The following is a 26,633-nucleotide window of genomic DNA, read 5'->3' on the forward strand; positions in this document are numbered from 1 at the left end:
ATTATTGCCTTTATTTTCAAACGTTGTGACTGATATTTTGTTCTGGAGACTAACCTAACTATAGAACAGGATTAGTGATAGACAATTTATAATACTTAGCAACAAATTAAGCCACTAAACAAGTTAGTGGCTTACATTCTATTTGATAAAAAAATAAAGGCAACCAAGCAATTAGGTGATGTGATGTTTATACCAAAAGCTTTGGCGAAAATTATGTCGATAAAGTCGATTAAATCAAACTTACTCTTTATTTTTCCGCATCATTTGCGGTCAAATTGTGATATTCGGCAGGTATTTGTTCCCATGCAGATTTAATTTCACGAACTATATCGATAACATCATCAATTGGCTGGGGATCATTCTTATGATTAGCTTCAGTTATTTGCGTAATCATAAATTCATAGAGTTGATCAAGATTTTGAGCAATATCACCACCATCATCCATCGATAAACAACTACGTAAACTGATAATAATATCGAGTGCTTTACCTAGCTTTTCTCCCTTTATTGGGATATTGCCCTGCTCCATTGCCGCTTTACCCTGAATCAAACGTTCAATAGCTCCTGCCATTAACATTTGAACAATTTTATGCGGGGAGGCAGCACTGAGCTGGCTATCTACCGATACCTTCTTGTAAGCCTGTAATGAACCACGCATAACAACCCTCTTTATAAAAATTTTTTGTACTGCTGAAGTGACTTATTGCCATAGCGGTACTTTTTCAAATTACTGCCAAGTTCCGCAGTTTTCTTTTGCATCAACTCGACAGTCAACTGAGTGCGCGTAATGGCATCTTGCCATTCAGATAATTGCGCTAACTCTTCATGCTCATTTATTGTACTGATCAAGGTTAGCAATATCTGTTCCCTTCTATCGACCAGAACGAGAATTTCTTCAGAATTAATCTCAATTTCTGCAAGCTTAAAGGTTATTTTGAGATCTACATCACTAAGTAGTGCGAGTTTTTTCAAAAAATCATCAACCGAGTGCATTCATCATACCTGACAATTGTGATTGCATATTGGTTGTTGCATCTTGCATTGCCGAAAATTTGGCATGCGTTCGTTTTTCAAGGCTCTCCATTCGTCTATCTAACACAGTCTGGTCATCATCAAGGCGATAATTTCTGTCAGTCATAGAACGCTCGCGAGTCCTTAGCGATCCTGTCACGCCGGTAAGACCTTGAATCGCTTCTTCTACCTTCTTAGCAAAACCTTGATTACCGCCAAAAAAGTCTTCAAGCTTGTTGAAGTTTTTATTGAGCTGGCGGTCTAACATATCATAGTTGATTTCTAGAGTACCTTGCCGAGTTGTTGCAATACCAAATTCGGTTAATGTTTTAAGATCATTAGATGCGGGCTCTATTTGAGTAGAAAAAACTGATTTAAGCCTTGAATCTGCATTACGAACTACGCTGTCACCCGCGAGTGGCCCTGCTTGCCCTGTATTTGGATCGACACCAGCTAACTCTTTAGATACTTGATAGAACTGGTTATAAGCTAATACGAATTGCTCAATATCTTCCCGTACTCTTTGGCGATCATACTCAATATCAATTTCAGAAGGGGCTTTATTTGTATCTGAACGACCTTTTAAAGTCAGATCCACACCTTCAATGGCATCTTCGATAATATTGTTATCGCTAGAAAGCTGAGCGACTCCGTCAAGTAACACCTTAGAGTCCTGAGCAGCTTGGACTTGTGTCATACCTCTATAGGTATCAAAAGATTCTTGGGCTGTCTTTAGGTCTGCTTGAGCTTTATCCATACGCTCGAGATAGTCTCTTTCTTCTGATGGTAGTTTAGAGCGTTCAATTTCTTGTGCTTCTTCAGGCGTCAACTCACCAGATAATACTTTTGCATCGAGTACTGCTTTTTCTTGAGCAAGTTTCTCTTCAATCGCAGCCTGTTTAGCCTCTAAGGCAACTTGCGCTTCTTTTGGCGTGACATAGGAATCTGTCAAAGTACCTGAAGCTGACATGCTCCAACCAGGGATATCAGGAGCTTTCTCTAGTGCCCTTTCATCAAGCTGAGATTCAGGTTCCCAGTATGAATCTATTAAGGTGCCAGAAGCCGTGTCTGTCCAACCTGGAATCCTATCTTGTGGTTTAAGATACTGATTGGCTTGTGTCCCTGCAGCGGCAGCGGCTGTTGCCGCAACATCTGATAACTCATTATCTGCACTTGCATCTTTAGCAGCCTTAGGATCGGCATCAATTGCCGCCTGCTTTGACGTATCGGCAATTTCTTGATCGACAATCTTTGCCGCTTTAATATTATTTTCTGCAATTCGATCAGCGACAGCCTGCTCGTCAACAGTTAATGGGCTGATCAAATCTTGAGCCACCGATCGTGCTTCTTCAAGATCTTTGACACGTTGTTCAAGAGTTTTGTATTCGAGTCTTTTTAGTAAATTACTTGTTGCGGCTTCAGCACTCAGCTTAAGTGCATTTGTTTCACCTGAGTTGCTCGATGCAACGATAAGACGAGGCCCTTGGACATCATTGATGACAGAGGCTCGAACACCGGGGTTAGTTTTACTTTCATTGATACTGCGAACAATATCAATCAATTTGGAGTTATCTTTTACTTGTAATGTAAATTCTTTATCTCCCAAAGAAATCTGCAGCTTACCAGGGCCAAATTTTGCATCTTGTGGTAATACATCCGACGCAATTTTATGACTCTGAGCAAGCTGCAACACATCAATAGCATATCTACCAGCGATAGCTTCAGTGGTTGCTGTCGCAGACACGACGGCTTCATCTGTCGATTCAACCTTTCTCGCAGCGAAAGCTTTCTCTTGACGAAAGCTCGCCATCAAGTTTTTCATCGTATCCAACGACTCTCTGAGCCGACCGTAGGCACTGATACTGGAATCAATTTTGTCACGCTCATTATCAATTCGTTGCTGTTTAGGAACACGCTCCGAATCAACAACTTTGCTGACCATGGCATTGATATCCATGCCAGAATTCATCCCTACGGGGCCAAAGCTCATTCAATCACCTCAAAACACGATCAAACCTTATGGTTCAGAAGACCCGACGAATATCGAGCTGTCTGATTCCTCAGGCGTCGCAGTATTTCTAACATTTCCTCATCGGGTATCTGGCGAATAATAGCACCAGTATCCGCTTCATAAATAGTTACTACATCTCTTCCCGATTCTTCATCGACTCGAAAAGATAAGCCGGTATTAATGGACGAAATGAAATCATTCATTTGCTGTACCATACGTTGCCGATCTTCCCTGTTGAGCTTTTCACGTTGCTGAGACGCTTCTATTGCTTGTTCAACAGCTTGATCAGCTTGTTCTCTTACCTCGACTGTAGCAACTTGTTCTTTCCGCGAGGAAATTTGCTGTGCACCATCATACTTTGAAGCAACTTTAATGCCACTTTCTGAGCCGTAAGGCTGGACGTTCGATGTGTTGGATGGTATTTCCATAACAATCTCCCTTCCACCTTATAGGTTGGTAACTCTGTTACCTACCAATAAGCTCGTTCGAACCTATCGATTAACCTAATAAGCTAAGAGCTGTTGACGGTGATTGCTTGGCCTGAGCCAGTACAGAAGTACTTGCCTGCTGCAAAATCTGCGACTTAGTCATCTGAGTCGTTTCTTTTGCATAATCAGTATCTCGGATACGACTACGAGAAGAATTCACATTCTCGTTAATATTATCCAAATTACTGATTGCATGACCAAAACGGTTCTGGAATGCCCCTAATTCCGCTCTCTGGCTATCGACGGTATTCAAAGCACCATCTATGATGGATACGGCCATCTGCGAACCAGCAACAGTAGAAACATCAACATCAGAAACTGTCTTGTCTTCTGCGGCTCCAAAACCTATTTCACCTCCTAAAGCACCACCGATGGTGACATCAGATGCGACTCGATTATTGCCAGCAAACAATTGCATTTTACCTTCTTCACCAACAGATGCCTTAACGTCTTGGCTTTGACCGTTGATATAGGTTGCAAGCTGCTCAAGATCATCACCTTCTTTGGCATTAATGGTTAACTGCTTTGCTTCACCATATACATCAGTATAGTCCAGAGTCAGATCGGTTGATCCTTGAGAGACAGTCCAATCAGTGTCTTGCCCAGTTTGTGCTGTGTAGGCTTTACCACCCATCCCTTCGTTGTCGGAGCGCATATTTCCCATAGTGAGCATAACAGCCTCACCGGAGCCTGCACCTATCTGAAAAGATTGGCTACCATAAGTACCGTTCAAAAGTTTGTTGCCACCGAAAGAAGTTGTCTCGGCAATACGGTTGAGCTCGTTATTGAGTGCTGTTACCTCTTCTTGAATCGCAATACGTTCGGAACGAGAGTTCGAACCATTAGACGATTGAAGTGATAGATCTCGCATACGTTGAAGGATGTTGGTCGTCTCGTTCATTGCACCTTCTGCGGTTTGTGCAATCGAGATCCCATCGTTGGCGTTTTTCACCGCCATGTCTAAACCACGACTTTGCGATGTTAAACGATTAGATATTTGAAGTCCTGCTGCATCATCCCGGGAACTATTAATTTTGTAACCCGATGATAGACGCTCCATCGATCTCTGCATGCCGTCAGCTGACCCGTTAAGGTATCGCTGAGCAGTCATCGCAGACACATTGGTGTTTACGTTAATTGCCATATTGATCTCCTTAGGCATTAAGGGTGATGCACCTTCGCGTCTCTCACCTCGCTTTGGCACATCTCATTTCTCTCAGTCTTTGTAACGGCTGAGTGAATATATCCTTTAGAGAAAATTTTTGAAAAAAAAATCAGATATGGCTTAAAATCAAAAAAAACACTTAAAATCAGATAATTAAAAAACAAAAAAATCCAGAATTAGCTGGATTTTTTTTGTTTTTGGTATTTAACCAAGAAGGTTTAAAGCTGTATTTGGCGTTTCTTTTGCCTGAGCTAGGATGGAACTTGAAGCCTGAGATAGAATCTGTGATTTGGTCAATGAAGTAGTTTCTTTGGCAAAATCTGTATCCTTGATTCGGCTCTTAGATGCATTCACATTCTCATTAATATTATCTAAGTTAGTAACTGCATGTGTGAATCGGTTTTGGAAAGCACCAAGTTCAGCTCGATGACTATCGATATACTTCAAAGCTGAATCAACAATAGCGACTGATTGCTGAGCGCCACCTGCTGTAGTCACATCAATAGTATCAACGGTTACTGCTTCTCGTGGTCCCATGTTTAAGTCACCGGCTAATCCACCACTGAAAGAAACATCACCTACTACCTTATCTGTACCAGCGAAAATCTGTAGTTTACCTTCTCCATCAACGGAAGCACCCACCAGCTCAGTTTGACCATTGATATAAGTAGCAACCTCTTCGATATCATCACCAACTTTTGTGTTAATAGTGACTGTTTGCGCATTACCTTCTATATCGGTAAGGTCCATAACTATATCGTTAACACCAGCTTCAACCACCCAATCTTTATCTTTGCCGTTCGCTGCGTGATACATGCCACCGCCCATACCAACATTATCAGAGCGGATGTTGTTGAGAGTTAGCATTACCGCTTCACCACCGTTCGATCCTATTTGAAAAGCTCTGGTTGAATATGTGCCATTTAGTAATCTGTTACCACCGAATGATGTAGTTTCAGCAATACGATTGAGTTCATCGTTAAGAGCCGTTACCTCTTCTTGTAATGCAATTCGCTCTGATCTTGAGTTAGAACCGTTTGCTGATTGAAGAGATAGGTCACGAATACGCTGTAGGATGTTGGTGCTTTCATTCATCGCACCTTCCGCAGTTTGTGCAATTGAAATACCGTCATTAGCATTACGTACTGCCACATGAAGGCCTCTACTCTGAGATGTTAATCTATTTGAGATTTGGAGGCCCGCAGCATCGTCTTTTGCACTATTAATCTTAAAACCTGAAGATAGACGTTCCATTGACGTTTGCTGCGCATTATTAGCGCTATTTAGATAACGCTGTGCTGTCATTGCTGCTACGTTAGTGTTTACATTCACTGCCATGATGATTTCTCCGTTTGATTTTCCTGTATTGCGATTCCCGACGTCTCGGAAAATCAAAGTAGTTCTCTCAAAGTTACTTTTATTAACGGCTCAATTTTTAAAACCTTGAGCTTTTTTCTAAGCTATTTTTGAAAAAAATACTCTCAGAAGATGAAATTTGACCAAGGCCGAAAAAACTTCAGAAAAACGATTTTTTTACTAAAGATTTAAAGAGTATTGTCGAAGGGAAGCAGAGACTTAACCAAGTAGAGTGAGTGCCAGATTCGGCTGCTGTTTTGCCTGAGCAAGAATAGAGGCGCTGACTTGTTGTAAGATTTGCTGTTTAACCATCTGGGTTGTTTCTTTTGCGTAATCGGTATCTTTAATACGGCTATTTGAAGCCGCTAAATTTTCGTTAATATTACCTAGATTGCTAATCGCATGACCAAACCGATTTTGCATAGCCCCTAGCTCAGCCCTATGACTATCGACAAACTGCAAAGCAGTATCAATAACTGATACTGCTCGCTGAGCACCTCCAGCATCAGAAATATCTAGGTTATCAACTGCTTCATAACCTGATAAGCCAATTTGTAATTCATTGGATAAGCTACCAGAAAAAGAAATCGTGCCAGAAGTTTCCTCTCCTGCCATAAAAATTTGCAACTGACCATCTTCATTAACTGATGCAGAAACTTTGCTCGTTTGACCATTAATATATGTAGCAAGTTCTTCAATATCATCACCAACCTTGGCTTCAACCTGAATAGATTTCGGCTGGCCAAAAGCATCAGTGTAGTCCATAACCAATACTTCCGAGCCCTGTTTAACCTGCCAGTTCCGATCCGCTTTTCCCGCGGAAATATAGCTAAAGCCCCCCATATCTAAGCTGTCAGAACGCATATTTTTTAACGAAATTTGGACAGCTTCACCTGAACTTGCACCAATTTGAAAAGATGAACTAGAAAATGATCCATTGAGTAGCTTACGACCTCCAAAAGAAGTAGTTTCGGCAATTCTATTTAATTCATCATTCAAAGCCGTCATTTCTTCTTGTAAGGCGATCCTCTCTGAGCGGCTATTCGAACCATTGGCTGATTGCAGAGACAGATCGCGCATACGTTGCAAAATGGTGGTGGTTTCATTCATTGCGCCTTCAGCAGTTTGCATTATGGAAATGCCATCGTTAGCATTACGCATTGCAACACTTAAACCTCTCATTTGTGCTTCAAGACGATTAGAAATCTGTAAACCAGCAGCGTCATCCTTTGCACTATTAATGCGATGTCCTGAAGATAGCCTCTCCAAAGATTGATTCAACATGTCCGTCGCATTGGTTAGATACCTCTGCGCCGTCATTGCTGAGACATTGGTATTTACAGTGATGGCCATAATGCTGGGTCATATAACTCAAGAGGATTACTACTTATATCGGCCTAGAGCGATTTTCTTTAGCTTTTTATCGCCTATAAGCCGCCCGCTAAGTCCAAATAGTTACCCGTAGAAAATGATGACTTTTCAGAGGCAAGCCAATAAATTGCTTCTGCCACTTCCTCAGGCAAGCCGCCACGCTGCATTGGGATGTTACTTTTTAACCTATCGACGCGCTGAGACTCTCCACCATCTGCGTGCATTTGGGTATAAATCAACCCAGGTCGAACACAATTAACCCGTACTCCCTCTTTTGCTACCTCAAGAGACAAACCTTTGGTTAAAGTATCAATCGCACCTTTCGACGCTGCATAATCAATATACTCATTAGGAGAGCCTGTTCTGGCAGCCGTCGACGATACATTAACAATCACTCCACCAGCGCCACCGTGATAAGTTGACATTCTCTTCACTGCCTCTCGACAACATAAAAAATAACTCGTGACATTATTAGTCAAAATGGTATTTATTCGTTCTGCGTTCATTTCATCTAAACGCATTTGCCTGTGTAACATACCTGCATTATTGACAAGAACAGTTAATGAACCAAGTTCTTCATCTACCACTTCAAATAATCGGCAAACATTAGACTCTTTAGAGACATCCGCCTGCACAGCAATACAATGCCCACCACTGGCATTTATCTCTTTTGCGAGTGTATTGGCCGCATCAGAGTTAGCCTTATAATTGATGCAAACCGCATATCCGTAGCGAGTAAAAAGCCTTGCGGTTGCAGCTCCAATACCTCGCCCACCACCTGTAATTATAACTACTTTTGCATTGTTCATAACTCCGCCTTTTTGAGCTAAAAAGATTTATATAACAAAACTTTAAAGCTATTAGAACATAGGAACAATAAAAAAGCCGAACACAATGGTTCGGCTCCGTTGGGATAAGGTTCAACTTACATTACTTTACCTGCAGCGCTTGTAGCATTTTGGCAGATGGTGCAAAAAAGTAAGCCCCTGTAACTGCCTTTGAAAATCGCAGCAGTTGATCGTATTTCCCGTCCGTGACTCCATACATACTTTCTAACATCACTTTAAAATTGTGCAAAGTATGGCAATAGGCAATAAATAATAAACCATGGTCCCCTGATATACTGCCGTAAGGTAAGCTATGGCGAACGAGTTTCAGTCCTTTTCCTTCTTCTTTAATATCAACACGACCAACGTGAGAAGCCGCGGGTACATTATCTAGTTCAATTGAATCAGACTTGGTACGTCCAATGACTTTTTCCTGAGCTGAAACATTAAGCCGATTCCACGCAGGTAGGTTATGTACAAAACGTTGCAACATCACATAACTTCCACCAGCAAATATTCCTTGAGGGATAATTGCCACTTCATGACGCTGGCCACCATGCGGGTTTTCTGTGCCATCGATAAAGCCTGTCATATCACGTGCATCTAAGTAGCGATAGCCATAAGTTTCATCGATAACCGAAACATATTCAGACATTTTTTCAAACAACTTACAAAGAAGATGAATATGTAAGTCATGACGCTTTGAATGGCAATGTACCAGAACATCAACATCTGTACTTGGTGCCAGCATGTCCCCTTCACCTAACTGCGGAAAATCGATTAACTCTTCAGGGATAGGGCCTTCAAGTTGACTCCAAAATGATCTGGTAAAAGCAATCGAAACGGTTAGCTCAGCTCCAATTTGCTGTGCATTAAGTTCTTCAACCAAAGCAGGTAACGATTGAAGCTGTTCTAAAACCGCAGCTGGGTTTTGTTTCACTTTCAACAAAGTATACTGAGCGAAAGGGCTCGCTTCAGGAACAATTGCACCTTGAGGGGTCGGCATGGTTATTTCCTCACATCTAAAATTTTAACCAGTGTATTATGTTTATTGTAATTATATTAATAAGACTCTCAACGGATTATATCAATCTGCCACTGATGAAGTGTAACCCAAACAATCTCTCACATGGCGACTCTTGTAGGTATAAAGCATAAACCATAATAAAATAACTAGGGCTACAGCGTTAGACCATTGGAATATGCCATGTTCAAGATATACATGATAAATGGTTTGAATAAACTGACCGGTAATTACTAACAATGTTGTCGACCTAGCCATACCAACCACTCTATTAATCCACGTCCTATCTGGACTTCGTAATCCGATAGCCCACATCAAAACAAGGCTAGGGACTCCCATGAGCAAATCTAAATAAAAAAGATTATGATCTGGGTAGATAATATCGAGGATTTGAGCACCATTTTCTCGGCTTGCTCCAGCTAAGGTAAAAATCACCCAAGCTTTGGCAAGAAACAACCAACCCAGCCAAAGCCAAAGTGGAGCCTTGAGAAAACCATGTTTATCATATTGTTCTAGACTGTACCGCACGATAATTTCATAACTATTAATAATTACTCTACTTTATACTATTTATCCTATATTGCTATCTCTGAAAAAACCTAAATCGTGTTAGGATACAAGTACTCAAATTTATAAGTAACAAGACCGATGAAAAGTAACATTTCTCCTTCTCTTGAAACTCAACAAGAGGCATTAAAGATAGCTAAAGCAACACAAAAGCCCGGCCAGACAAAAGAACAAACTAAACTCATAGCTCAAGGAATAGAAAAAGGCATTGCTCAATATAAAAAGCAGCACAAAGAAAAAACACGCCAAGCAGATAAAGCCCAAAAAAAAGCAAAGAAAGTCAAACAAGTTCAGCTTGAAACAGAGATTCAACCAAGCGATGTAAACATCCAACGTTCAGCTCTACACACTAAATCCCCCCTTATTATTTCTTGGGGGCTACTCGCCTTGAGTTGGATTGGTTTTATTACCTACTTAGCACAATTTTGACCCAAAAGGGACAATGTGCCATCGCCCTTTAAATTATCAAATATTAAAGCCCAAGCTAGTTTCAATATCCGATTGCCTATCTACCACCCACTGGTAGTCAAAAGGCCCCCAATTGGAGAGCTGGTAATAACCATCATTATGGCGACGTCCATCTTGGACAAATTTCAGCTCAATACCAATTCTGGGTAACGCTTTAATCACATCTTGGATTGTACGGCGGGGCCACCCGGTATTATCTATAAGTTTAGGGATATTAGGTCTATCAAGATTTTGCACCAATAGTGCTAGATATAGACGCCTTGCAAAAACAGGACTCAGTTCCATTGGTTCCTCCTCGATCTGTTAACCTTTGCTAATGAACAACGTCATTATTTATGTTTTGTAGCCCTATACGTTGCGTTTGATCAATAACTCACCCTTCATCAAAGATTGAATGCATGTTTTGTACAGGCAAAATAGTTTGCTCACACTTTTGTCTCTGTGAACACTTCCTGCTAGGATGCCAAAAGCGTCAATAAAGTTTACTAAAGTCTCTTTAAAGGTTGAGTTATGACAATCATCATGTATGGAATCCCTAATTGTGACACGATAAAAAAAGCCAAAAAATGGCTAGAAGTAGAAGGGATAGAATTTCAATTCCATGATTACCGAAAACAAGGTGTTGATAAAAATATGCTTGCAACATTTTGCCAGCACCTCGGCTGGGAGAATGTCGTTAATAAGCGCGGCACAACCTACCGTCAATTAAGCCAAGAGCAAAAAGATAACCTTAATGAAGAATTGGCAATTGAACTCTTAAATGAGCAACCCGCTATGATTAAACGCCCTATTATAGTGACAAATAACGATTATCATCTTGGCTTTAAAGCTGAACAATACTCCGCCATTTTCTCTGCTGTATAAGGAATGAGAGTATGACTGACACCCCTACTTTGGCTCTAGCAAAAGATTTTATTAGTCGCCAGTCGGTAACCCCTGTAGATGCAGGTTGTCAAAATGTAATGATAGAGCGCCTAAAAGCTCTAGGGTTTGAAATAGAAGTTATGGTCTTTGAAGATACGACTAATTTCTGGGCACGGCGAGGCACTCAAGCCCCCTTATTTGCTTTTGCAGGGCATACAGATGTCGTCCCAGTAGGTAACATAGAGTTATGGGACACGCCACCATTTGAACCTACCATTAAAAATGGCTTCCTCTACGGTAGAGGAGCGGCAGACATGAAGGGGTCATTAGCCTCAATGATCGTCGCGGTTGAACAGTTCATCGCCCTAAATCCTAATCACAAGGGGTCAATTGGCTTTCTGATCACTTCCGATGAAGAAGGACCATTTATCAATGGAACCGTACGCGTCGTAGAAACCTTAATTAAACGTGGTGAAAATATTGACATGTGTATTGTTGGCGAACCATCCAGTACGGAAGTCGTCGGTGACGTTGTAAAAAATGGCCGCAGAGGTTCCATCACTGGCGATTTAACGGTCAAAGGCATCCAAGGGCATGTTGCCTATCCTCACTTAGCAAGAAACCCTGTTCATCAATCATTGCTTGCCCTGAATGAACTTGCATCAACAGAGTGGGACCAAGGCAATGACTATTTCCCTCCAACCAGCTTTCAGATCCCAAATGTTCAAGCGGGCACTGGTGCATCAAATGTCATTCCAGGTGAGTTTAACGTTCAGTTTAACCTGCGTTTTAGTACTGAGCTTAATAATGAGATAATAGTAAAACGCGTGGCTGAAACTCTAGAGAAACACAGCCTAGAGTACCACCTAGATTGGACTTTCAATGGCGACCCATTTCTAACCGATACAGGTGAATTACTTGATGCTGTTGTTAGCGCTGTAGGGGCCGTAAATCAAACCAAACCTGCATTGCTCACAACTGGTGGCACCTCAGATGGTCGCTTTATTGCTCGTATGGGAGGACAAGTTGTCGAACTTGGTCCCGTCAACGCAACCATTCATAAAGTCAACGAATGCGTCAAAGTCGACGACCTTGAAAAACTGACTAAGATGTACCAAATGACGCTGGAGAACCTATTGGCATGACAATGACACCTGAACAGCTGGTTGGAAAAGTACCGACACACCTCGTCAATACTGTTATCGGAGATCAACCATTGCTTGTACATACTATGGTTGAAGCCGATCTACAGTCCTTGAGGGACGCAGCTGTTCAGTCAGGGTTTGATTTCAATGTAGCAAGTGGATTTCGCGAATTTGAAAGACAAAAATCCATCTGGAACCGAAAGATGTCTGGTCAGCTCGCTATCCTTGACCACAATAGCCAGCCTCTTGATGTGGAAAAGCTTTCCGAACGCGAAAAAATCTATGCTATTCTTCGCTGGTCTGCGCTACCAGGAGCAAGTAGGCACCATTGGGGAACTGACTTCGATATCTTTGATAAGGCAAGCTTACCAAAGGGTTCACAGTTGCAATTAGAGCCATGGGAATATCTCCAAGGGCATCAAGTTGATTTTTATCAATGGTTAAAGAATAATCTGGCTAAATTTGGGTTTTTCTTTCCTTATGCACAAGATAAAGGTGGAGTAGCAGCAGAGCCTTGGCATATTAGCCACTTTGCAACAGCCACCCAGTGTTTATCTCTGTTTAATCAGCAGGTCTTGCGCAAGCAACTTTCAAATTGCGATGTAAGCTGTGAGCAACTGGTATTATCTGAGTTGGATAGCATCTACAATCAATTTATAACAAATATCAGTACGAAGGCAGGTTAATGGAATTTCTGACTAACCCTTGGGTAATCATTGTTATCGTTTTAAGTGTCGTAATTGGAAACATTGCGGCACTTAAATATACAGCCAAAATGAAATTTGGCCAGCCGGATAAAACAACAAAAAAAGATGACGACCAAGAGCCCTCAGAAAAAGAGGAATCAGGCCCGCATTAATTGCGGGCTGTTAGCTTTACTTGATATGATCCCATGAGATATTCGATACGATACGACATTGATCGCATTTAAAATGAAAGATATCGTGTTCTGGCTCTTCTAGTAACCAATCACTATTACACTTTGGACATTTGCGTAATTTTTCATTAGCTAAGTTGTCCCCACCTACACGATATTGATAGTAGTATGTTGGAATCTTGGTGATATATTCTATACGTCCTCGTAAATCCCAACCACGCTTAAACAATACACTATCTACATCACATATTTCATGCAGTGCCGCATGCTCAGCTCTACAAGCTCCAGCCATTTGAAGCTCATCGCATGCTTGCCACTCAGTCTGCCACTTGAGCACCGCTTTATGATCGCCATTTAGTGTTGGAGAATTGCGGTAAAGTGGGATTGGCAATAACGTATCGCCGCTTCTTAGAGGAGAACAAGTATGGACATATGTCGTGTACAATACTTGCCAGCTAGGCTGATCATTTTCAGCTGCTTGTTCAGAGTTAAGATCTCGACCGAGAAGACGCAATTTAGGTGCAAGCAAACTCGCTTCATTCAATCGCTCTAAACATACTTTTACAAAGTCAGAGTGATGACTTGGGTGTAAGCTGTCTTGTTCAGGACATACCACACGAACAAAAAATTCGCCCTCCCCCATAATGATAGGGAACTCTCGTCCAAGAACTTGACCATTGTAACGTAGTGCATCCATTAAGCCGTTAATAGCTTTATCAACAGCCGTTATAGTGGTGTTATCAAAACATTCAAAATGGAGTTCAATTACATACATTGTTATACCGTAGGCGTCAGCTGATTAAGAAATTCCGAGATATTTTGTGCCAAAACGTCACGTTGGTCGGTACCAAGGCGCTCAAGAATAACATTACCCGAGAGGTTACAAATTGAGATCACATCAAGTTCAGCATCCGTCGTCGCGATAAATACCGTTGGCTTCAACTTTAAACGTCGCTGAGTCACTAAGTGACCTAATATATTTTCCTGTAAGCGTACAAAATCTTCATCACTCCAAACTTGCAGAAGGGTTAAACCATTACCCTGCCATGTGGCGTTCATATCTGCGCTATATTGAGACCCATAAAACACCTTAATATCTTGATGTAGAGTCAACTCAATCCCTTGCTCAAGATTAGCAAAGTTTGCTTCGTGTTCTCGTGAACAAGCTTGCCATTCGACGGTATCTTCTCTCTTGGTTTGTACACAAGGAGAGGCTATATCAAACAACTGCTCGTTTGTCGGTTGATGACCATAGTGCTCAACATACGCCTGATGGTACTTTTTACTAAATGACAACAGTGCAAGAAGGGCTTGTTCAGCCATGATTTTCTCCGATATGAGTATTCGCTTTTCAGTGCGGTATTGCGTAAAATTCTCGTCATTCTAATCCAAAAGAGGGTCAAGGTATGAGCTATTATTCAAACGCTCTGGTCCTTACCTAGCTAACACACCGCCAGCAGACTGAATCTAGACACTCTTCTTTATGCAACCTAGTACTCGTAGCTTAAACATTAATGGACTAGAATTTGGTATTTCTTAGCCTAGATATTAGGCTCTTTACCACAATTACAATCAACACCACTAACAGTGTATAGAAATGTTTTTACTGATATTATCAATATTCTACCACTTATAATCGTTAAGTGTATCGGCCCCTAAATAAGGATCAAAATTACTTTATGGAGATTTTGCGCTTGAGTCGCCTGATAACAATATTCATTCTAATATTGCCAGCTTTTGTATCAGCCTCGACTGTTTATTCATCGGCCTTGCTTAATGAAGCAGACTCATTGGTCGATATTGTTCCCAAGCAATCCAAAATTTTAGCTTCTAATTACCTAACTCAAAGAAAGCTTATGGCCCAGTCAGAAAAGGGGCCTTCGACCATATCCCGTGACGATTCAGACACTCGTTTTAGAACCCCAGGAAGCACAATCGATGCACTTAAGATTTTATCTCAAGCAGAATTTAACCTTAATAATCCATCTGAATCACTTCGATATATTCAACAAGCAAAGCAACTGACCGAAGAGTACAAGTTGCCTTATTTAAGCTTGGAATTACGTCTACTTGAAATACGGCTCAATTGGAAAATTGAAGGTAGCAGCCAATCAATTGAGGCAAACCTCAATCAAGTAGAGCAAGAGCTGAGCTCAATACATAACCCTGAGCAACTCACCAAAGGGCTCAACTATCAACTTACTATGCTAAAAGCAGATATTGCCTCAAGCCAAGATCAAATAAAACTAGCAGAAACATTGTATAAACAAGCGATTCCTTTCGTTGAGCAATCAAAAAACAAACAAACCATCACCGCCTATCACATATCACTTGGTAAACATTTTCTTAACCATAAAATATACAATAAAGCATTATCTGAGCTGCTCATTAGTTACTGGAGTGCGATTGAAAATACCTCAAGCTTGCAATTAGCAGAATCAAACCGCTTAATTGGTCAACTCTTTTATGAACGAAGAGTACTCGACAAAGCTGCCGATCACTTCTCTCAAGCGGCAGACTTTTATGATAATTATGAAATTTCTCCCATATTACCTCCCATTCTTAAACGTATGGGTGACATCTATTTTGATCAGGGTAAATATAATCTCGCGCTCGTGCATTATTTCAATGCCATCGATCATGAACGTCTGCAAAATAATATTGAAAACGTAATAGATATTCGTCTTGCGCTCGCTTCAACTTATTTACAATTAGTCAACTTCCCACTTGCGGATCAATATTTAGTCCGTGCTCAAGAGTTGCTAAATTACATTGATATACCCAAACTACAAGCGAAAGCTTTACTGCTTGAAGCCGGATTAGCTTCACACCAAGGACGACCAGAAGAAGTCGTAGATAAAGCCAATAAGGCGCTCAATATTGCACTTAAAATAAAGAATATTGGCTTAGAAAAAAATGCCTACCAAATGCTTAATGTAGGTAATGAACTGCTCGAAAACTATCAGCAAGCTCTGCGCTATCTTCAGAAATACAACGCCTTAGCAACTATTGAACAGCAAGAACTAAATCTTATCAATGAGGACGACTTTAGGCAGCAAAAAGATGTTGTCGAGCAAACACTTCATCTGGTGGGACAAAAGGAACAGCTTAAAAAAGTCCGCAGTGAATACCACAAATTTCAGAAAATAACTTTAACCCTATTTGTGACTTGCGCACTGCTTTTTGTATTCTTATTACGCCGTGGACACATCATTACCATCCAAAAGGAAGAGATCGATGACCTCAATAATGAACTTTATGCTCACTCTCGTTCAGGTCTAAAGAACCTTCGTATGCTGAGCGTAAAATTACCCGCATCATTAGAGGCAAGTAGCCACAAGTTTGAAAAATGGCACGTAGGAGATCTTATTCATGAGCCACTCAGTGACCGATTACACTTTGTAATGATAGATGTTCCATTTCTACGTAATATGTCTCTACAACGTGGCTATACAGAAGGGCTAAAAATTGAAAAAGATTTTGGTCAGTACCTGAAAGAGAAAATCGACCACCCCGCTCGGGTATACCATTTCTCTGACGCCAACTTGCTATACATTGAACCTGATAATGGCAATACCACAAAACCCGAACAAGTATTCGACAAAATACAAACTTGGGTCAACGAATTTACTAAAAAGTATGGGCTCGATAATACCATTCGTATCGGAATGGCTGATTACCCATTTTTACCCCGTGCATACACCGCGATAAATGACAAAGAGCTGCTCGATATCCTGCTCATGTCAACCAGCGTCGCTCGCACGCTAAGCTTAGAAGAGAACACCAGTCAGTGGGTATACCTAAAAGCAATTAAAAATGCGCCCGCTGCAAGTTTAGCGACGGGCAATATCCGCAAAGCTTGCAAGCATTCTATTAGCCAAGGATTAATCAAAGTGCATTCCTCTTATCAAAATGAAGAAAGTATTAAAAAGCTTTTAAAAAGCGGATAAAAGTGGCTTCTTAAATAACACAGCTCTGCCTATCAATTCCCTTTCTGATTGATGTATATATATCAATCAGTTAGGCTTTCTTTATCCTTAAAGCATGCTAAGCTTAGATAAGTCTCTTGTATTTCGCATACAAGATTAAATACTTTCTCAACAAACCGAATTCACACTAAGAAGTATTGCAGGGAAATTAATCTCTCATCAAGGAGGTCGCTATGATCACTCATATCAGTCCCGCAGGTAGCATGGATCTGCTTTCTCAACTTGAAGTTGAGCGTCTTAAAAAGACTGCCGCTAGTGATCTGTACCAGCTCTACCGAAATTGTACTCTCGCAGTACTCAACTCAGGTAGCCACACAGATAACTCAAAAGAACTACTCGATAGATACAAGTCATTCGACGTCAATGTTGTTCGCCGTGAACGTGGTATCAAGCTTGAGTTAAATAACGCGCCTGAGCACGCATTCGTTGATGGCAACATCATAAAAGGCATACAAGAACACCTATTCTCTGTGCTACGTGACATTGTGTATGTCAATATGCACCTTGCTGACAACCAACGGCTCAACTTAACAAATGCAAGCCACATCACCAATCTAGTATTTGGTATTTTGCGTAATGCAGGTGCTTTAACTCCTGGAATTGAACCAAACCTGATCGTATGTTGGGGAGGCCATTCGATTAATGCCAATGAATACCAGTATACTCGTGAAGTCGGGCACGAGCTGGGGCTTCGGGAACTCAATATTTGCACTGGTTGTGGGCCGGGTGCAATGGAAGGCCCAATGAAAGGAGCAGCAATTGGCCATGCTAAACAACGCTACTATGACCAACGTTATCTCGGCCTTACCGAGCCATCCATTATTGCTGCTGAGCCACCAAACCCGATAGTCAATGAGCTGGTAATTATGCCAGATATCGAAAAAAGGCTGGAAGCCTTCGTACGTATGGCCCATGGTATTGTCATTTTCCCCGGAGGAGCTGGTACCGCAGAGGAACTTCTTTACATACTAGGTATTATGATGCATCCAGATAATGCTGAGCAGCCACTTCCGATTGTACTTACTGGGCCAAAAGAAAGTGAAGATTACTTCCGCTCAATCGATAAGTTTATCGGTAACACTCTTGGCAAAGACGCACAACGCCATTATGAGATAGTAGTTGATGACCCAGAAAAAGTGGCTAGGATAATGAAAAATACAATGGCTGATGTACGTCAACATAGAAAAGACACAGGGGACGCATATAGCTTTAACTGGTCACTCAAAATAGAACCTGAGTTCCAACTGCCATTTGATCCTACCCATGACAATATGGCTAGTTTGGATCTGCATTTAAACCAGCGCCCAGAAAACCTTTCCGCAGCCCTACGCCAAGCTTTTTCTGGCATAGTCGCGGGTAATGTAAAGGCTGAAGGAATTCGTGAAATTGAACGTCATGGCCCATTTGCTCTTGATGGTGATGCCGCCTTAATGAAGAAAATGGACAAGTTACTAAGGGACTTTGTGGAGCAGGATCGTATGAAGCTGCCCGGTGGTAGTGCCTATGAACCATGCTATCAGATCAAAACGATAGACTAGCTAACTCCTGTATATTCATCTCATACTGAGTCGGTATTTAGTGTCTGTTTATCCTATTGGGGTAAACAGACGCTAGCAATCTATATCTCATGCTTTACAATAAGAGCCTTCTAAACCCTTAATTTTGATTTCTATGTCTATCCACCTTGTTATCATCGATGCACTCAACCTTATTCGACGTGTCCATTCAGCCCAGCCCGACCCTGATGATATTGCAAGAACCATAACTACGACAACTCGAACTCTCAGTAAAATCATCAATGAGTCTCAACCAACCCATATCATTGCCGTGTTTGATCACCACCTTCAGGAAAGAGGATGGCGTGCAGAGCTGCTTAGCGACTATAAAAGCAACCGTAAGCCTATGCCTAAAACACTCTTTGATGGCCTTGATACAATTCAAGAAGCTTGGTGGAAACTAGGTATTGATTCTTTGCTTTCATCGGGTGATGAAGCTGACGATCTCATTGCTACATTAGCCGTTAAGGTCGCAAATCGTAATCAAAAAGTCACTATCATTTCCACAGATAAAGGTTACTGCCAGCTACTGTCAGCAAAGCTCCAAATTCGTGATTACTTTCAACATCGTTGGCTTGATGAACCATTTATAGCAAAAGAATTTGGGGTCAAATCATCACAACTTGCCGATTACTGGGGATTAACGGGAATAAGCTCAAGCCAAGTAACAGGTGTGCCTGGAATTGGCCCTAAAGCGGCGAAAGAGATACTGACAAAATATACTGATATTGAGCAAGCTTATACCTCTGAAGAGCTCGTCCCCAAGTACCGAAAAAAGCTCACGGAACACATTGATACAGCACGTCGATGTAAGCAAGTTTCAGCGTTAAAAACAGATGTTGCTCTGGGATTTAATTTGCAAGAGATACGCTATAGTGGCCCCAAGGTTGACTGACCACTATATTCTCAGGCTTTAACGACTATATTTTCAAGCTTTAACGACTATACTCTCAAGCTTTAACAGCTATGCTATAAAACTTTAACCAATCTGCCGAATAATCCAGTGTATTAGTACGGTGAAATGTTTGAAAGACAGCGTAAGTGTACCGTGATTTCTTCACGATCATGGTAAAGATGCTTAGCTTGCAACTGAAACTTAACCTTGTTCTCAATTAGGAACAGTTTTAGATTTTCTATGTCCTCTAAAACTTCATCATAACGACCTTTCATCGGTAACTTAAGGTTAAAAATTGCTTCTTTTGCCCAACCAGAAATTAACCACTCACCCATAAGCTGGGCTACTCGAGAAGGCTTTTCAACCATATCACATATCAACCATGTGACATTTTTACGTGCTGGTTCAAATTTGAAACCGTCTTCCTGATGATGCTTAACTTGACCTGTATCCATCAAACTATCAGCCATCATTCCATTGTCCACCGCATGAACAAACATTGAACGCTTAACCAATTGATAAGTCCAGCCTCCAGGGCAAGCCCCTAAATCAACCCCCCACATCCCCGGAGCAAGGCGTTCATCCCATTCTTCGCGAGGAATGAAAACATGAAAAGCTTCTTCTAGCTTTAATGTTGAACGACTTGGTGCATCTGATGGAAATTTAAGGCGTGGGATCCCCATAAAGAACGGCGAATTATTAGTCGACAGAGAATATCCTACAAAACAATGTCCAGGTGCAACAAAGCAGATATGTAATACTGGTTTTTTAGGGTTATCTTTAGGAAATAATATTCCTTTACCACGCATTGCCTGGCGCACAGGTACAGTGAATTTTCGGCAAAACTTAAGTAGTTCTTTTGCTTCATTGGTATCTGGCGTTTCAATGCGTATGTCACCACATCGAGGAAATACTTCCATTTCACTCAAGCTTTCCAGAATAGGTGATATGCGATCTTCACGTGGAAGATCCTTGATCTCAGCTGCCACAGCAAACATCTGACGAGCAAAAATTAAAGCTTTAAAATCAAGCTCTTTCACTAACCGTTCTACATCACCTTGTTGATAACATTCAAAAAGTACATAGCCTGTATTACTTTTTAAACGAGGGAAGCCAAATATTTCAAGCTGTGTAGCACGATCCTGAATTTCTCCAGCACACTCTTTTTCAAAACCAGAACGGCAATAGAACATTAAGTGTTTCACTGATCCACCTCTTTAATCTGTAGCGCTGCAAATACAAACAACCCCCACCCCAGCATAAAGGCTAAACCGCCAAACGGGGTGATAGGCCCAAGCCATTTCACTCCAGTCAATGCTATAGCGTAAAGGCTGCCACTAAAACAAAAGATGCCGATGATAAAGCAATTTGCTGCGAGGGCGAAATATTTTTGTGATTTATCAGTTAACCGTGTCGCTAACAGGGCTCCGCAAACGATAATAGCTAGGGCATGGATAAATTGATATTGAACCCCAGTTTGGAACACATTAAGCAGTTGGGGGGATAAAATTTTTTGTAGACTGTGAGCGGCAAATGCACCTAGTGCAACTCCTAAGCCCGCAAACGTCCCACCTAACGCAAGCGTAACTTTAGCCTTCACCGTATACCTCCAAAATGAAATCCGCTAAAATTTGAGTAGCTAACGTAATATTATCCGCCTCTGTTTGCCCTGAGCTTTTCCTAGGTTTAAAGCTATGATCGCCATCAGGTATAAACTCAACTCTCACTTTACTTGACAGCTCAAAGTCATCGAATTCTTCGCGCCTGCCAAACGTATCCCTCTCTCCTTGTAAAATAAGGCAAGCTTTCTCAAGCGTGGCTAATTGCTCCCCTTTATAATTTTCAGGTTTACCTGGTGGATGAAACGGAAAACCAAGACAAGCTATCCCTGCAACCTTACTTTCTTGTGATAGCAGACTTGCCATTCGCCCTCCCATCGACTTTCCACCAATAACTATCGGCTTATCAGCAAATATTTTGATTATATCCCGATACGAATCCAATAACTTGGGAGCTCTATCTGGTGGACGACGCTTACCATCCTCACAACGCTTTATCATATAAGGAAAATTAAATCGTATTACCTGAATACCCCTTTCCGCCAATCCTTTAGCAACGGTGACCATAAAGTCATGCTTCATGTCAGCGCCTGCGCCATGAGCAAAAATAAACAGTGGCTTACCTTTATCACCATCAATCAAAACATCATTCATCCAGCAGTTCCTCCTGCTCACTTTGTGCCTTGGCTAACATCCAATCCCTAAAGGTTGCGATTCTCCCCATGTCTGCCTGCTTTTCATGACAAACCACATAAAACGCATTCTTAGAGACCAAAACCTGATCCAAAGGCGCAATTAATCGGCCTGCTTCCATTTCTGGCTGTGCAAGTACATTATTTCCTAATGCGACCCCCTGACCGTGAGCAGCAGCTTGAAGCACCATAGTAGAATGACTAAAAATAGGACCATGATTGACATTGATATCTTCGATACCATGCTCTTTGACAAACAGCTTCCAGTCTTTACGGGAAGTATCGTGTAGCAAAGTATGTAGTTTAAGATCACTTAACCTTGTTAATGGTTTATTGCTCAGCAATAAAGACGGAGAGCAAAGAGGGATAAGAAATTCTTGATACAATTTATCGGCGCGAAGGCCAGGCCAATTACCACGCCCATAATAAATCGCAACATCTACATCATCAGTCAGAGAGCCTTCATCCATATCAACTGCTTTAATACGAACATCAATATCTGGTTCTTGTTGATTAAAATCAGCCAAACGTGGCACTAACCACTGAATGGCAAAGCTTGGAGGCAAACTAATGGTTAACGCGCCCTTCTCACTGCGTTCAAGCACTTTATCTGTTGCTTCGGCAAGCGAAGTAAAAATATCTTTGATGTCGAGAAAATAACCTTGCCCTTCCTCTGTAAGTAGCAAAGAGCGATTACGTCGCCTAAATAATTTTAGGCCTAAGAACTCTTCTAATGCCTTAATTTGATGGCTCACAGCTGCCTGAGTCACAAATAACTCTTCCGCTGATCTAGTAAAGCTCAAGTGACGAGCTGCAGCCTCAAATACTTTAAGAGAGTTTAAGGGGGGCAATCTTCTCGACATGATAGTCGTCTCCAGGTGGGATTAGTTTTTTTAATCTGAAACATTATAAAATGTCCATTGCCTCACGGCCAGAGAAATTCTATATTTCTCCGTGCAGCATGAGCCAGAACGGCTTTATTCCTCTCTGCTGGAATGAATTGGCATATTGTTGCGATGTTGTGTTTGCAAACTCGTATTTCGAGTTAGGTAGATTTCTACCAAGTTTCGCCTCTCTGACTAGAGTCGAAACATATACTTCCTGTATTTATTTTTGACCTGTCTGTCAAATTGTTTAACACCGCCATAGGGCGGTGTTTTTTTATCTGGTCGCCGAGAAAATAATAGTCAGCCAAGAAAGTCTATGAAGGGCTAAGTAAAAGCACTAATGCGATTAACCATCAGTGCTTTGAGCAAGGAATTAAGGACGATAGACCTTAACATTGGTAAAGCCCTGCTCTTGAAGATACAAGGCCTGTAATCGGCTCATAACACCGCGATCACAATAGAGTAAATACGTTTTGCTTTGATCCATATCTCCAAACTGGGTACCCAGCTTATAGAAAGGCAAATGCAACACCTCTACTCCTTCGATCTCCAGTGGATTATTCTCTTCTTCTTCAGGACTACGGATATCAAGTACTGTAGCATGTTGCTCCACAGCCTGAACTAGCTCTACCTCAGGTGCCGCCGCTAAAGTTTCTTTCGCTATATCACGAATATCCATCTGGCGAGCATCACGTATGACTGAATTTAAAATATCAAAATCAAATTTTTCTTCTTCTGCTTCCAACTTGGCTTTTATAGCTTTAACTGTCGGTTTCTTAGAAATAACCCCACAATATTCTGGCATGGTTTTAGCAAAATCTTCAGTACCTATATTGCGGGCAAGATCAATAATATCTTCTTTATCCCAATTAATCAGTGGACGTAAAATGAGGGTATCTGTCACGGTGTCTATATGACGAAGATTGGTCAGTGTTTGGCTAGATACTTGACCAAGAGCCTCCCCAGTCACTAACGCTTGAATATCAAATTTTTCAGCAATCATACCCGCAGCGCGCATGAACATGCGTTTGAGGATAACCCCCATTTGCCCATCATCAACCTTCTCTAAAATTTCAGCTACAACAGGCTCAAAGTCTACAGAAATAAAACGTACCTTGGCTGAGGAGCCGTATTTATTCCATAAGTAATGTGAGACTTGCTTAACCCCAATCTCATGCGCAGGTCCGCCCAAATTAAAAAAGCAATAATGAACTTTAGAGCCACGCTTAATATGAAGATAGCTCGACACTCCAGAGTCAAACCCACCAGAAATCAAGCTCAAGACATCTTCCTGAGTGCCTAAAGGAAAACCACCCAGACCTTTATAACGGGCAATCACTTGATTTAGCTTATCTCCGGAAACCTCAACTTTTATATTAACATCAGGGTTACGAAGCTTAACACTTGCACTTTCAACCGCCTGATTCAGCCCACCACCAACATAACGCTCTAGTTCAATCGACGTGAAATCGTGCTTACCTCGACGCTTAGCACGTACAACGAAAGTTTTACCTTCAATATTTGAACGATTCATGTCTAACACCTGTTCAAAGATGTCATGCAAATCACTAAAATCAGATTGTTTAACTTCTAGGACGTGGTGGATACCTGGTGTACGAGTCAAAACTTTAACCGTCTCATCATAATAACGATCTGACTCTGAAGTCACTTCAATATGATCACGTCGATTAAACACCGCGACAGATTCAGTGCGAGTCTTAATAATATTGCGAATATTACACTCAAGAATCTTTGTGAAGCGCTTACGCACCGATTCACTTTTGACAAAAATTTCAGGATGGGGCTTGACGATAAATTTCATAGTTCACTTCACAACTCAACGGTTTCGCAAATTGGAGTATTTTCAGATCGCTCCATAATTTTCTACGAACTCTGCACTCCAAGGGCGCAAGATTATACATGAACTGAAGACCATAAAAAAGGCGAGCCTTTATCTCGCCATTCCATTTTAGTTAGAGCCAGGCAAAGAAGGCACCTCATCACTGTAAACAGGCTCTCCTTGCATGATACTTATTTCGACACGGCGATTGCGTGAACGTTGAGCTTCTGTGTCATTCGGCCCTAATGGTTTAGTATCAGCCATACCGCGGACTTGTAGACGTTGATGAGAAAAGCCGCGTACCTTATCCATCTCTTGAGCGACTGATACCGCTCTTTGAGCCGAGAGATCCCAATTTGAACGATAAAGTTCAGAATCTAGAGGCTGATTATCTGTATGACCAGAAACCCTTATAATACCCGGAACATCTTTCACTAAATCGGCTATCTGACGTACCAAGGGACGAAATTTAGGTTGAAGGAAAGCAGAACCTTGAGGGAAAGCACCTTTTTCTCTAATTCGAATATCAATCTGTTGGCCAAGGTTGTCTATTTCTATCGCGCCTTCATCAATTTCACGCTCCAAGGCTTTCTTTATGCTTTCCATCAGAGTTTCCAGTTCCTGCGACATCTCGGCAGATTGTTGCTGCTGGCTTTCCGATTCGGCATTCTGGCTCTCTTGAGTAGACGTATCCGGTGATTTACCGCCCGTCTGTTTACCCTCATCTTTCTGAGTCCCCCCAGCTCTGTCTGACTCTCCTTCTTGAAACTCTAGAGTTTGCTGGGTAATGTCGATTGTCTGCTGCATTATGACATCAATAGGAGTCGGCTCAGGACGCCCAGGACGAAACTCTTGTGCAATAATGCTGGTACCTTTAGGAATATCTTTCACTTCAAGTCGGTTTTGCACACCGAAGGCAAATTTCATCGAACCCGCTATCTGCTTAAACTTCAATACGTCCATTTCTGAAAAGGACAACAAAAGTACGAAGAAGCACATAAGTAATGACATCAAGTCTGCAAACGTTCCCATCCAAAGCGGTAATCCTGGAGGGGGGCATTTGCACTCTTCTTCTTCCATAACGACTTCCTTTACTCAGCATCTACATCAAGGACGCGCTTACCTTCATTAAGATAATTTTTCAGATAGCCATCTATAACTCGTGGATTTTGCCCATCTTGAATAGCAAGTACACCATCCATGATCAAACGACGGTTTAACTTTTCTTGCTCTCGACGTAGTGATAATTTATCGGCAATAGGAAAGAACACCATGTTGGAAAGTATCGCCCCATAGAGCGTAGTGAGAAGTGCAACGGCCATCGCGGGACCTATCGATTTAGGGTCATCCATGTTTGATAGCATGGCAACCAACCCCACCAAAGTACCTATCATGCCCATTGCTGGTGCTACATCACCAAATGCACGAAATACACTGGTACCAAATTCATGGCGCTCGTCGGTCAGTACAATATCTTTTTGCAAAGCAGCACGCACCACGTCCGCATCATGGCCGTCAACGAGAAGGTCTATGCCTTTTTGCATAAAGTTGTTGGTAATTTCCATTTCTTCTAGTGCCAGAAAACCACCCTTACGTGCCGCATCTGCCATTTCAACAACCTTCGCAATCAAATCTTCAGGTTCATCAACCTTAAACATGAAAGCTTTACCTGCAATTTTAGCCGCACCAAAAAACTGCCCCATAGTGTACTTCATCAGCACAACGAAGGTAGAACCACCCACAACAATCAGAACTGAGATGACATCAACAAACATCATGATGCTTCCGCCTAAAATCATCGCCATGATGACAAAAGCAAAGCCTCCAATGAGCCCTATCAGCGTTGCTAAATCCACAAAGCACTCCTCATGCTATCTTTACAAGTCCCTGGTAAATTATATCGGCAACACCTTCAGATCTTTAGTCTTTTATTGGTATTACTCTCACACAACTATAGATCTTATCGTAACATAGTAAACCAGCCTCAACCCATGATGCGATCGTTTCAGCACAATATAGTCGCCCATACTCGCTTTTTAGA

28 protein-coding genes are annotated in these 26,633 nt (G+C 41.6%); 8 read left to right on the forward strand and 20 right to left on the reverse strand.

The window, feature by feature from the left end; genetic code table 11:
- Positions 1–247: 247 nt before the first annotated feature.
- From fliS to OCV27_RS11055, 10 genes are all read right to left on the reverse strand, one after another.
- Entirely contained in the window at positions 248–658 is a 411-nt protein-coding gene (gene fliS / locus OCV27_RS11010) for a flagellar export chaperone FliS (RefSeq protein ID WP_125321028.1), read from the reverse strand.
- Between the two features lie 11 nt (positions 659–669).
- Entirely contained in the window at positions 670–993 is a 324-nt protein-coding gene (locus OCV27_RS11015; protein WP_125321027.1) for a flagellar protein FliT, read from the reverse strand.
- Positions 980–3,001 (reverse strand): flagellar filament capping protein FliD, encoded by a 2,022-nt coding sequence (fliD, locus tag OCV27_RS11020; RefSeq protein ID WP_125321026.1) that lies wholly within the window; start codon positions 2,999–3,001, stop codon positions 980–982. The genes OCV27_RS11015 and fliD overlap by 14 nt, the downstream gene beginning before the upstream one ends.
- Positions 3,002–3,021: 20 nt before the next feature.
- Positions 3,022–3,450: a flagellar protein FlaG gene (gene flaG / locus OCV27_RS11025; RefSeq protein ID WP_125321025.1), complete on the reverse strand. Its 429-nt coding sequence runs from the start codon at positions 3,448–3,450 to the stop codon at positions 3,022–3,024.
- Positions 3,451–3,520: 70 nt separating this feature from the next.
- Complete coding sequence (locus OCV27_RS11030; protein ID WP_125321024.1) at positions 3,521–4,654, reverse strand: flagellin; 1,134 nt, start codon at positions 4,652–4,654, stop codon at positions 3,521–3,523.
- Between the two features lie 225 nt (positions 4,655–4,879).
- Positions 4,880–6,013, reverse strand: coding sequence for a flagellin (locus tag OCV27_RS11035; RefSeq protein WP_337969069.1), 1,134 nt, complete (start codon positions 6,011–6,013; stop codon positions 4,880–4,882).
- 237 nt (positions 6,014–6,250) lie between these two features.
- Complete coding sequence (locus OCV27_RS11040; protein ID WP_125322164.1) at positions 6,251–7,384, reverse strand: flagellin; 1,134 nt, start codon at positions 7,382–7,384, stop codon at positions 6,251–6,253.
- A gap of 74 nt (positions 7,385–7,458) precedes the next feature.
- Positions 7,459–8,211: an SDR family oxidoreductase gene (locus OCV27_RS11045; protein ID WP_125322165.1), complete on the reverse strand. Its 753-nt coding sequence runs from the start codon at positions 8,209–8,211 to the stop codon at positions 7,459–7,461.
- A 121-nt stretch (positions 8,212–8,332) separates the two neighbouring features.
- Complete coding sequence (locus OCV27_RS11050; protein ID WP_125322166.1) at positions 8,333–9,235, reverse strand: Dyp-type peroxidase; 903 nt, start codon at positions 9,233–9,235, stop codon at positions 8,333–8,335.
- Positions 9,236–9,316: 81 nt separating this feature from the next.
- On the reverse strand, positions 9,317–9,784 hold the full coding sequence (locus OCV27_RS11055) for a DUF2919 domain-containing protein (protein WP_185759798.1): 468 nt from the start codon (positions 9,782–9,784) through the stop codon (positions 9,317–9,319).
- 117 nt (positions 9,785–9,901) lie between these two features.
- Between OCV27_RS11055 and OCV27_RS11060 the strand changes: the two genes are divergently transcribed.
- The gene (locus tag OCV27_RS11060) at positions 9,902–10,249 is read left to right on the forward strand and encodes a DUF2956 domain-containing protein (protein ID WP_125322168.1); all 348 of its coding nucleotides are present in this window, start codon (positions 9,902–9,904) and stop codon (positions 10,247–10,249) included.
- 36 nt (positions 10,250–10,285) lie between these two features.
- Here OCV27_RS11060 and OCV27_RS11065 read toward each other — a convergent pair whose 3' ends face one another.
- Positions 10,286–10,573, reverse strand: a complete 288-nt coding sequence (locus OCV27_RS11065) for a helix-turn-helix domain-containing protein (RefSeq protein ID WP_125322169.1) — start codon at positions 10,571–10,573, stop codon at positions 10,286–10,288.
- 225 nt (positions 10,574–10,798) lie between these two features.
- Here OCV27_RS11065 and OCV27_RS11070 point away from each other — a divergent pair, with 225 nt between their 5' ends.
- From OCV27_RS11070 to OCV27_RS11085, 4 genes are read left to right on the forward strand one after another with little or no spacing between them, the layout of a single operon-like run.
- Positions 10,799–11,152, forward strand: a complete 354-nt coding sequence (locus tag OCV27_RS11070; protein ID WP_125322170.1) for an ArsC family reductase — start codon at positions 10,799–10,801, stop codon at positions 11,150–11,152.
- An 11-nt stretch (positions 11,153–11,163) separates the two neighbouring features.
- A complete protein-coding gene (gene dapE / locus OCV27_RS11075; RefSeq protein WP_125322171.1) occupies positions 11,164–12,297 on the forward strand; it encodes a succinyl-diaminopimelate desuccinylase in 1,134 nt (377 codons plus the stop codon).
- 2 nt (positions 12,298–12,299) lie between these two features.
- On the forward strand, positions 12,300–12,983 hold the full coding sequence (locus OCV27_RS11080; protein ID WP_125322193.1) for a M15 family metallopeptidase: 684 nt from the start codon (positions 12,300–12,302) through the stop codon (positions 12,981–12,983).
- The gene (locus OCV27_RS11085; protein ID WP_125322172.1) at positions 12,983–13,156 is read left to right on the forward strand and encodes a DUF2897 family protein; all 174 of its coding nucleotides are present in this window, start codon (positions 12,983–12,985) and stop codon (positions 13,154–13,156) included. Before OCV27_RS11080 ends, OCV27_RS11085 begins: the two co-directional genes overlap by 1 nt.
- Before the next feature lie 16 nt (positions 13,157–13,172).
- Here OCV27_RS11085 and OCV27_RS11090 read toward each other — a convergent pair whose 3' ends face one another.
- Positions 13,173–13,949, reverse strand: coding sequence for a Zn-ribbon-containing protein (locus tag OCV27_RS11090; protein ID WP_125322173.1), 777 nt, complete (start codon positions 13,947–13,949; stop codon positions 13,173–13,175).
- Between the two features lie 2 nt (positions 13,950–13,951).
- Positions 13,952–14,497, reverse strand: a complete 546-nt coding sequence (syd, locus tag OCV27_RS11095; RefSeq protein WP_125322174.1) for a SecY-interacting protein — start codon at positions 14,495–14,497, stop codon at positions 13,952–13,954.
- Positions 14,498–14,853: 356 nt separating this feature from the next.
- Here syd and OCV27_RS11100 point away from each other — a divergent pair, with 356 nt between their 5' ends.
- From OCV27_RS11100 to xni, 3 genes are all read left to right on the forward strand, one after another.
- Positions 14,854–17,124, forward strand: a complete 2,271-nt coding sequence (locus tag OCV27_RS11100) for a tetratricopeptide repeat protein (protein WP_125322175.1) — start codon at positions 14,854–14,856, stop codon at positions 17,122–17,124.
- A gap of 212 nt (positions 17,125–17,336) precedes the next feature.
- Positions 17,337–18,701 carry a nucleotide 5'-monophosphate nucleosidase PpnN gene (gene ppnN / locus OCV27_RS11105; protein WP_125322176.1) on the forward strand — a complete coding sequence of 455 codons (1,365 nt, stop codon included), beginning with the start codon at positions 17,337–17,339 and terminating at the stop codon, positions 18,699–18,701.
- Between the two features lie 133 nt (positions 18,702–18,834).
- A complete protein-coding gene (gene xni / locus OCV27_RS11110; protein WP_125322177.1) occupies positions 18,835–19,614 on the forward strand; it encodes a flap endonuclease Xni in 780 nt (259 codons plus the stop codon).
- A 113-nt stretch (positions 19,615–19,727) separates the two neighbouring features.
- Here the strand turns inward: xni and rlmM are convergent, their stop codons facing one another.
- From rlmM to pomA, 7 genes are all read right to left on the reverse strand, one after another.
- On the reverse strand, positions 19,728–20,819 hold the full coding sequence (gene rlmM / locus OCV27_RS11115) for a 23S rRNA (cytidine(2498)-2'-O)-methyltransferase RlmM (protein ID WP_125322178.1): 1,092 nt from the start codon (positions 20,817–20,819) through the stop codon (positions 19,728–19,730).
- A complete protein-coding gene (locus OCV27_RS11120) occupies positions 20,816–21,214 on the reverse strand; it encodes a DUF423 domain-containing protein (protein WP_125322179.1) in 399 nt (132 codons plus the stop codon). Before OCV27_RS11120 ends, rlmM begins: the two co-directional genes overlap by 4 nt.
- The gene (locus tag OCV27_RS11125; protein WP_125322180.1) at positions 21,204–21,827 is read right to left on the reverse strand and encodes an alpha/beta fold hydrolase; all 624 of its coding nucleotides are present in this window, start codon (positions 21,825–21,827) and stop codon (positions 21,204–21,206) included. Before OCV27_RS11125 ends, OCV27_RS11120 begins: the two co-directional genes overlap by 11 nt.
- Positions 21,820–22,728, reverse strand: a complete 909-nt coding sequence (locus OCV27_RS11130) for a transcriptional regulator GcvA (RefSeq protein ID WP_125322181.1) — start codon at positions 22,726–22,728, stop codon at positions 21,820–21,822. Before OCV27_RS11130 ends, OCV27_RS11125 begins: the two co-directional genes overlap by 8 nt.
- A gap of 397 nt (positions 22,729–23,125) precedes the next feature.
- Entirely contained in the window at positions 23,126–24,574 is a 1,449-nt protein-coding gene (gene thiI, locus OCV27_RS11135) for a tRNA uracil 4-sulfurtransferase ThiI (protein WP_125322182.1), read from the reverse strand.
- Positions 24,575–24,721: 147 nt separating this feature from the next.
- On the reverse strand, positions 24,722–25,672 hold the full coding sequence (locus OCV27_RS11140; protein ID WP_125322183.1) for a flagellar motor protein MotB: 951 nt from the start codon (positions 25,670–25,672) through the stop codon (positions 24,722–24,724).
- Positions 25,673–25,683: 11 nt separating this feature from the next.
- On the reverse strand, positions 25,684–26,448 hold the full coding sequence (gene pomA / locus OCV27_RS11145; protein ID WP_125322184.1) for a flagellar motor protein PomA: 765 nt from the start codon (positions 26,446–26,448) through the stop codon (positions 25,684–25,686).
- Positions 26,449–26,633 lie beyond the last annotated feature (185 nt).

The organism is Vibrio pectenicida (genome assembly GCA_024347015.1).
Classification (GTDB): domain Bacteria; phylum Pseudomonadota; class Gammaproteobacteria; order Enterobacterales; family Vibrionaceae; genus Vibrio; species Vibrio pectenicida.

What these genes read in the sequence shown, in the direction of transcription:
- fliS (WP_125321028.1), bottom strand. Translation starts at nt 658, where the DNA reads ATGCGTGGTTCATTACAGGCTTACAAGAAGGTATCGGTAGATAGCCAG.
- OCV27_RS11015 (WP_125321027.1), bottom strand. Translation starts at nt 993, where the DNA reads ATGCACTCGGTTGATGATTTTTTGAAAAAACTCGCACTACTTAGTGAT.
- fliD (WP_125321026.1), bottom strand. Translation starts at nt 3,001, where the DNA reads ATGAGCTTTGGCCCCGTAGGGATGAATTCTGGCATGGATATCAATGCC.
- flaG (WP_125321025.1), bottom strand. Translation starts at nt 3,450, where the DNA reads ATGGAAATACCATCCAACACATCGAACGTCCAGCCTTACGGCTCAGAA.
- OCV27_RS11030 (WP_125321024.1), bottom strand. Translation starts at nt 4,654, where the DNA reads ATGGCAATTAACGTAAACACCAATGTGTCTGCGATGACTGCTCAGCGA.
- OCV27_RS11035 (WP_337969069.1), bottom strand. Translation starts at nt 6,013, where the DNA reads ATGGCAGTGAATGTAAACACTAACGTAGCAGCAATGACAGCACAGCGT.
- OCV27_RS11040 (WP_125322164.1), bottom strand. Translation starts at nt 7,384, where the DNA reads ATGGCCATCACTGTAAATACCAATGTCTCAGCAATGACGGCGCAGAGG.
- OCV27_RS11045 (WP_125322165.1), bottom strand. Translation starts at nt 8,211, where the DNA reads ATGAACAATGCAAAAGTAGTTATAATTACAGGTGGTGGGCGAGGTATT.
- OCV27_RS11050 (WP_125322166.1), bottom strand. Translation starts at nt 9,235, where the DNA reads ATGCCGACCCCTCAAGGTGCAATTGTTCCTGAAGCGAGCCCTTTCGCT.
- OCV27_RS11060 (WP_125322168.1), top strand. Translation starts at nt 9,902, where the DNA reads ATGAAAAGTAACATTTCTCCTTCTCTTGAAACTCAACAAGAGGCATTA.
- OCV27_RS11065 (WP_125322169.1), bottom strand. Translation starts at nt 10,573, where the DNA reads ATGGAACTGAGTCCTGTTTTTGCAAGGCGTCTATATCTAGCACTATTG.
- OCV27_RS11070 (WP_125322170.1), top strand. Translation starts at nt 10,799, where the DNA reads ATGACAATCATCATGTATGGAATCCCTAATTGTGACACGATAAAAAAA.
- dapE (WP_125322171.1), top strand. Translation starts at nt 11,164, where the DNA reads ATGACTGACACCCCTACTTTGGCTCTAGCAAAAGATTTTATTAGTCGC.
- OCV27_RS11080 (WP_125322193.1), top strand. Translation starts at nt 12,300, where the DNA reads ATGACACCTGAACAGCTGGTTGGAAAAGTACCGACACACCTCGTCAAT.
- OCV27_RS11085 (WP_125322172.1), top strand. Translation starts at nt 12,983, where the DNA reads ATGGAATTTCTGACTAACCCTTGGGTAATCATTGTTATCGTTTTAAGT.
- OCV27_RS11090 (WP_125322173.1), bottom strand. Translation starts at nt 13,949, where the DNA reads ATGTATGTAATTGAACTCCATTTTGAATGTTTTGATAACACCACTATA.
- syd (WP_125322174.1), bottom strand. Translation starts at nt 14,497, where the DNA reads ATGGCTGAACAAGCCCTTCTTGCACTGTTGTCATTTAGTAAAAAGTAC.
- OCV27_RS11100 (WP_125322175.1), top strand. Translation starts at nt 14,854, where the DNA reads ATGGAGATTTTGCGCTTGAGTCGCCTGATAACAATATTCATTCTAATA.
- ppnN (WP_125322176.1), top strand. Translation starts at nt 17,337, where the DNA reads ATGATCACTCATATCAGTCCCGCAGGTAGCATGGATCTGCTTTCTCAA.
- xni (WP_125322177.1), top strand. Translation starts at nt 18,835, where the DNA reads ATGTCTATCCACCTTGTTATCATCGATGCACTCAACCTTATTCGACGT.
- OCV27_RS11125 (WP_125322180.1), bottom strand. Translation starts at nt 21,827, where the DNA reads ATGAATGATGTTTTGATTGATGGTGATAAAGGTAAGCCACTGTTTATT.
- OCV27_RS11130 (WP_125322181.1), bottom strand. Translation starts at nt 22,728, where the DNA reads ATGTCGAGAAGATTGCCCCCCTTAAACTCTCTTAAAGTATTTGAGGCT.
- thiI (WP_125322182.1), bottom strand. Translation starts at nt 24,574, where the DNA reads ATGAAATTTATCGTCAAGCCCCATCCTGAAATTTTTGTCAAAAGTGAA.
- OCV27_RS11140 (WP_125322183.1), bottom strand. Translation starts at nt 25,672, where the DNA reads ATGGAAGAAGAAGAGTGCAAATGCCCCCCTCCAGGATTACCGCTTTGG.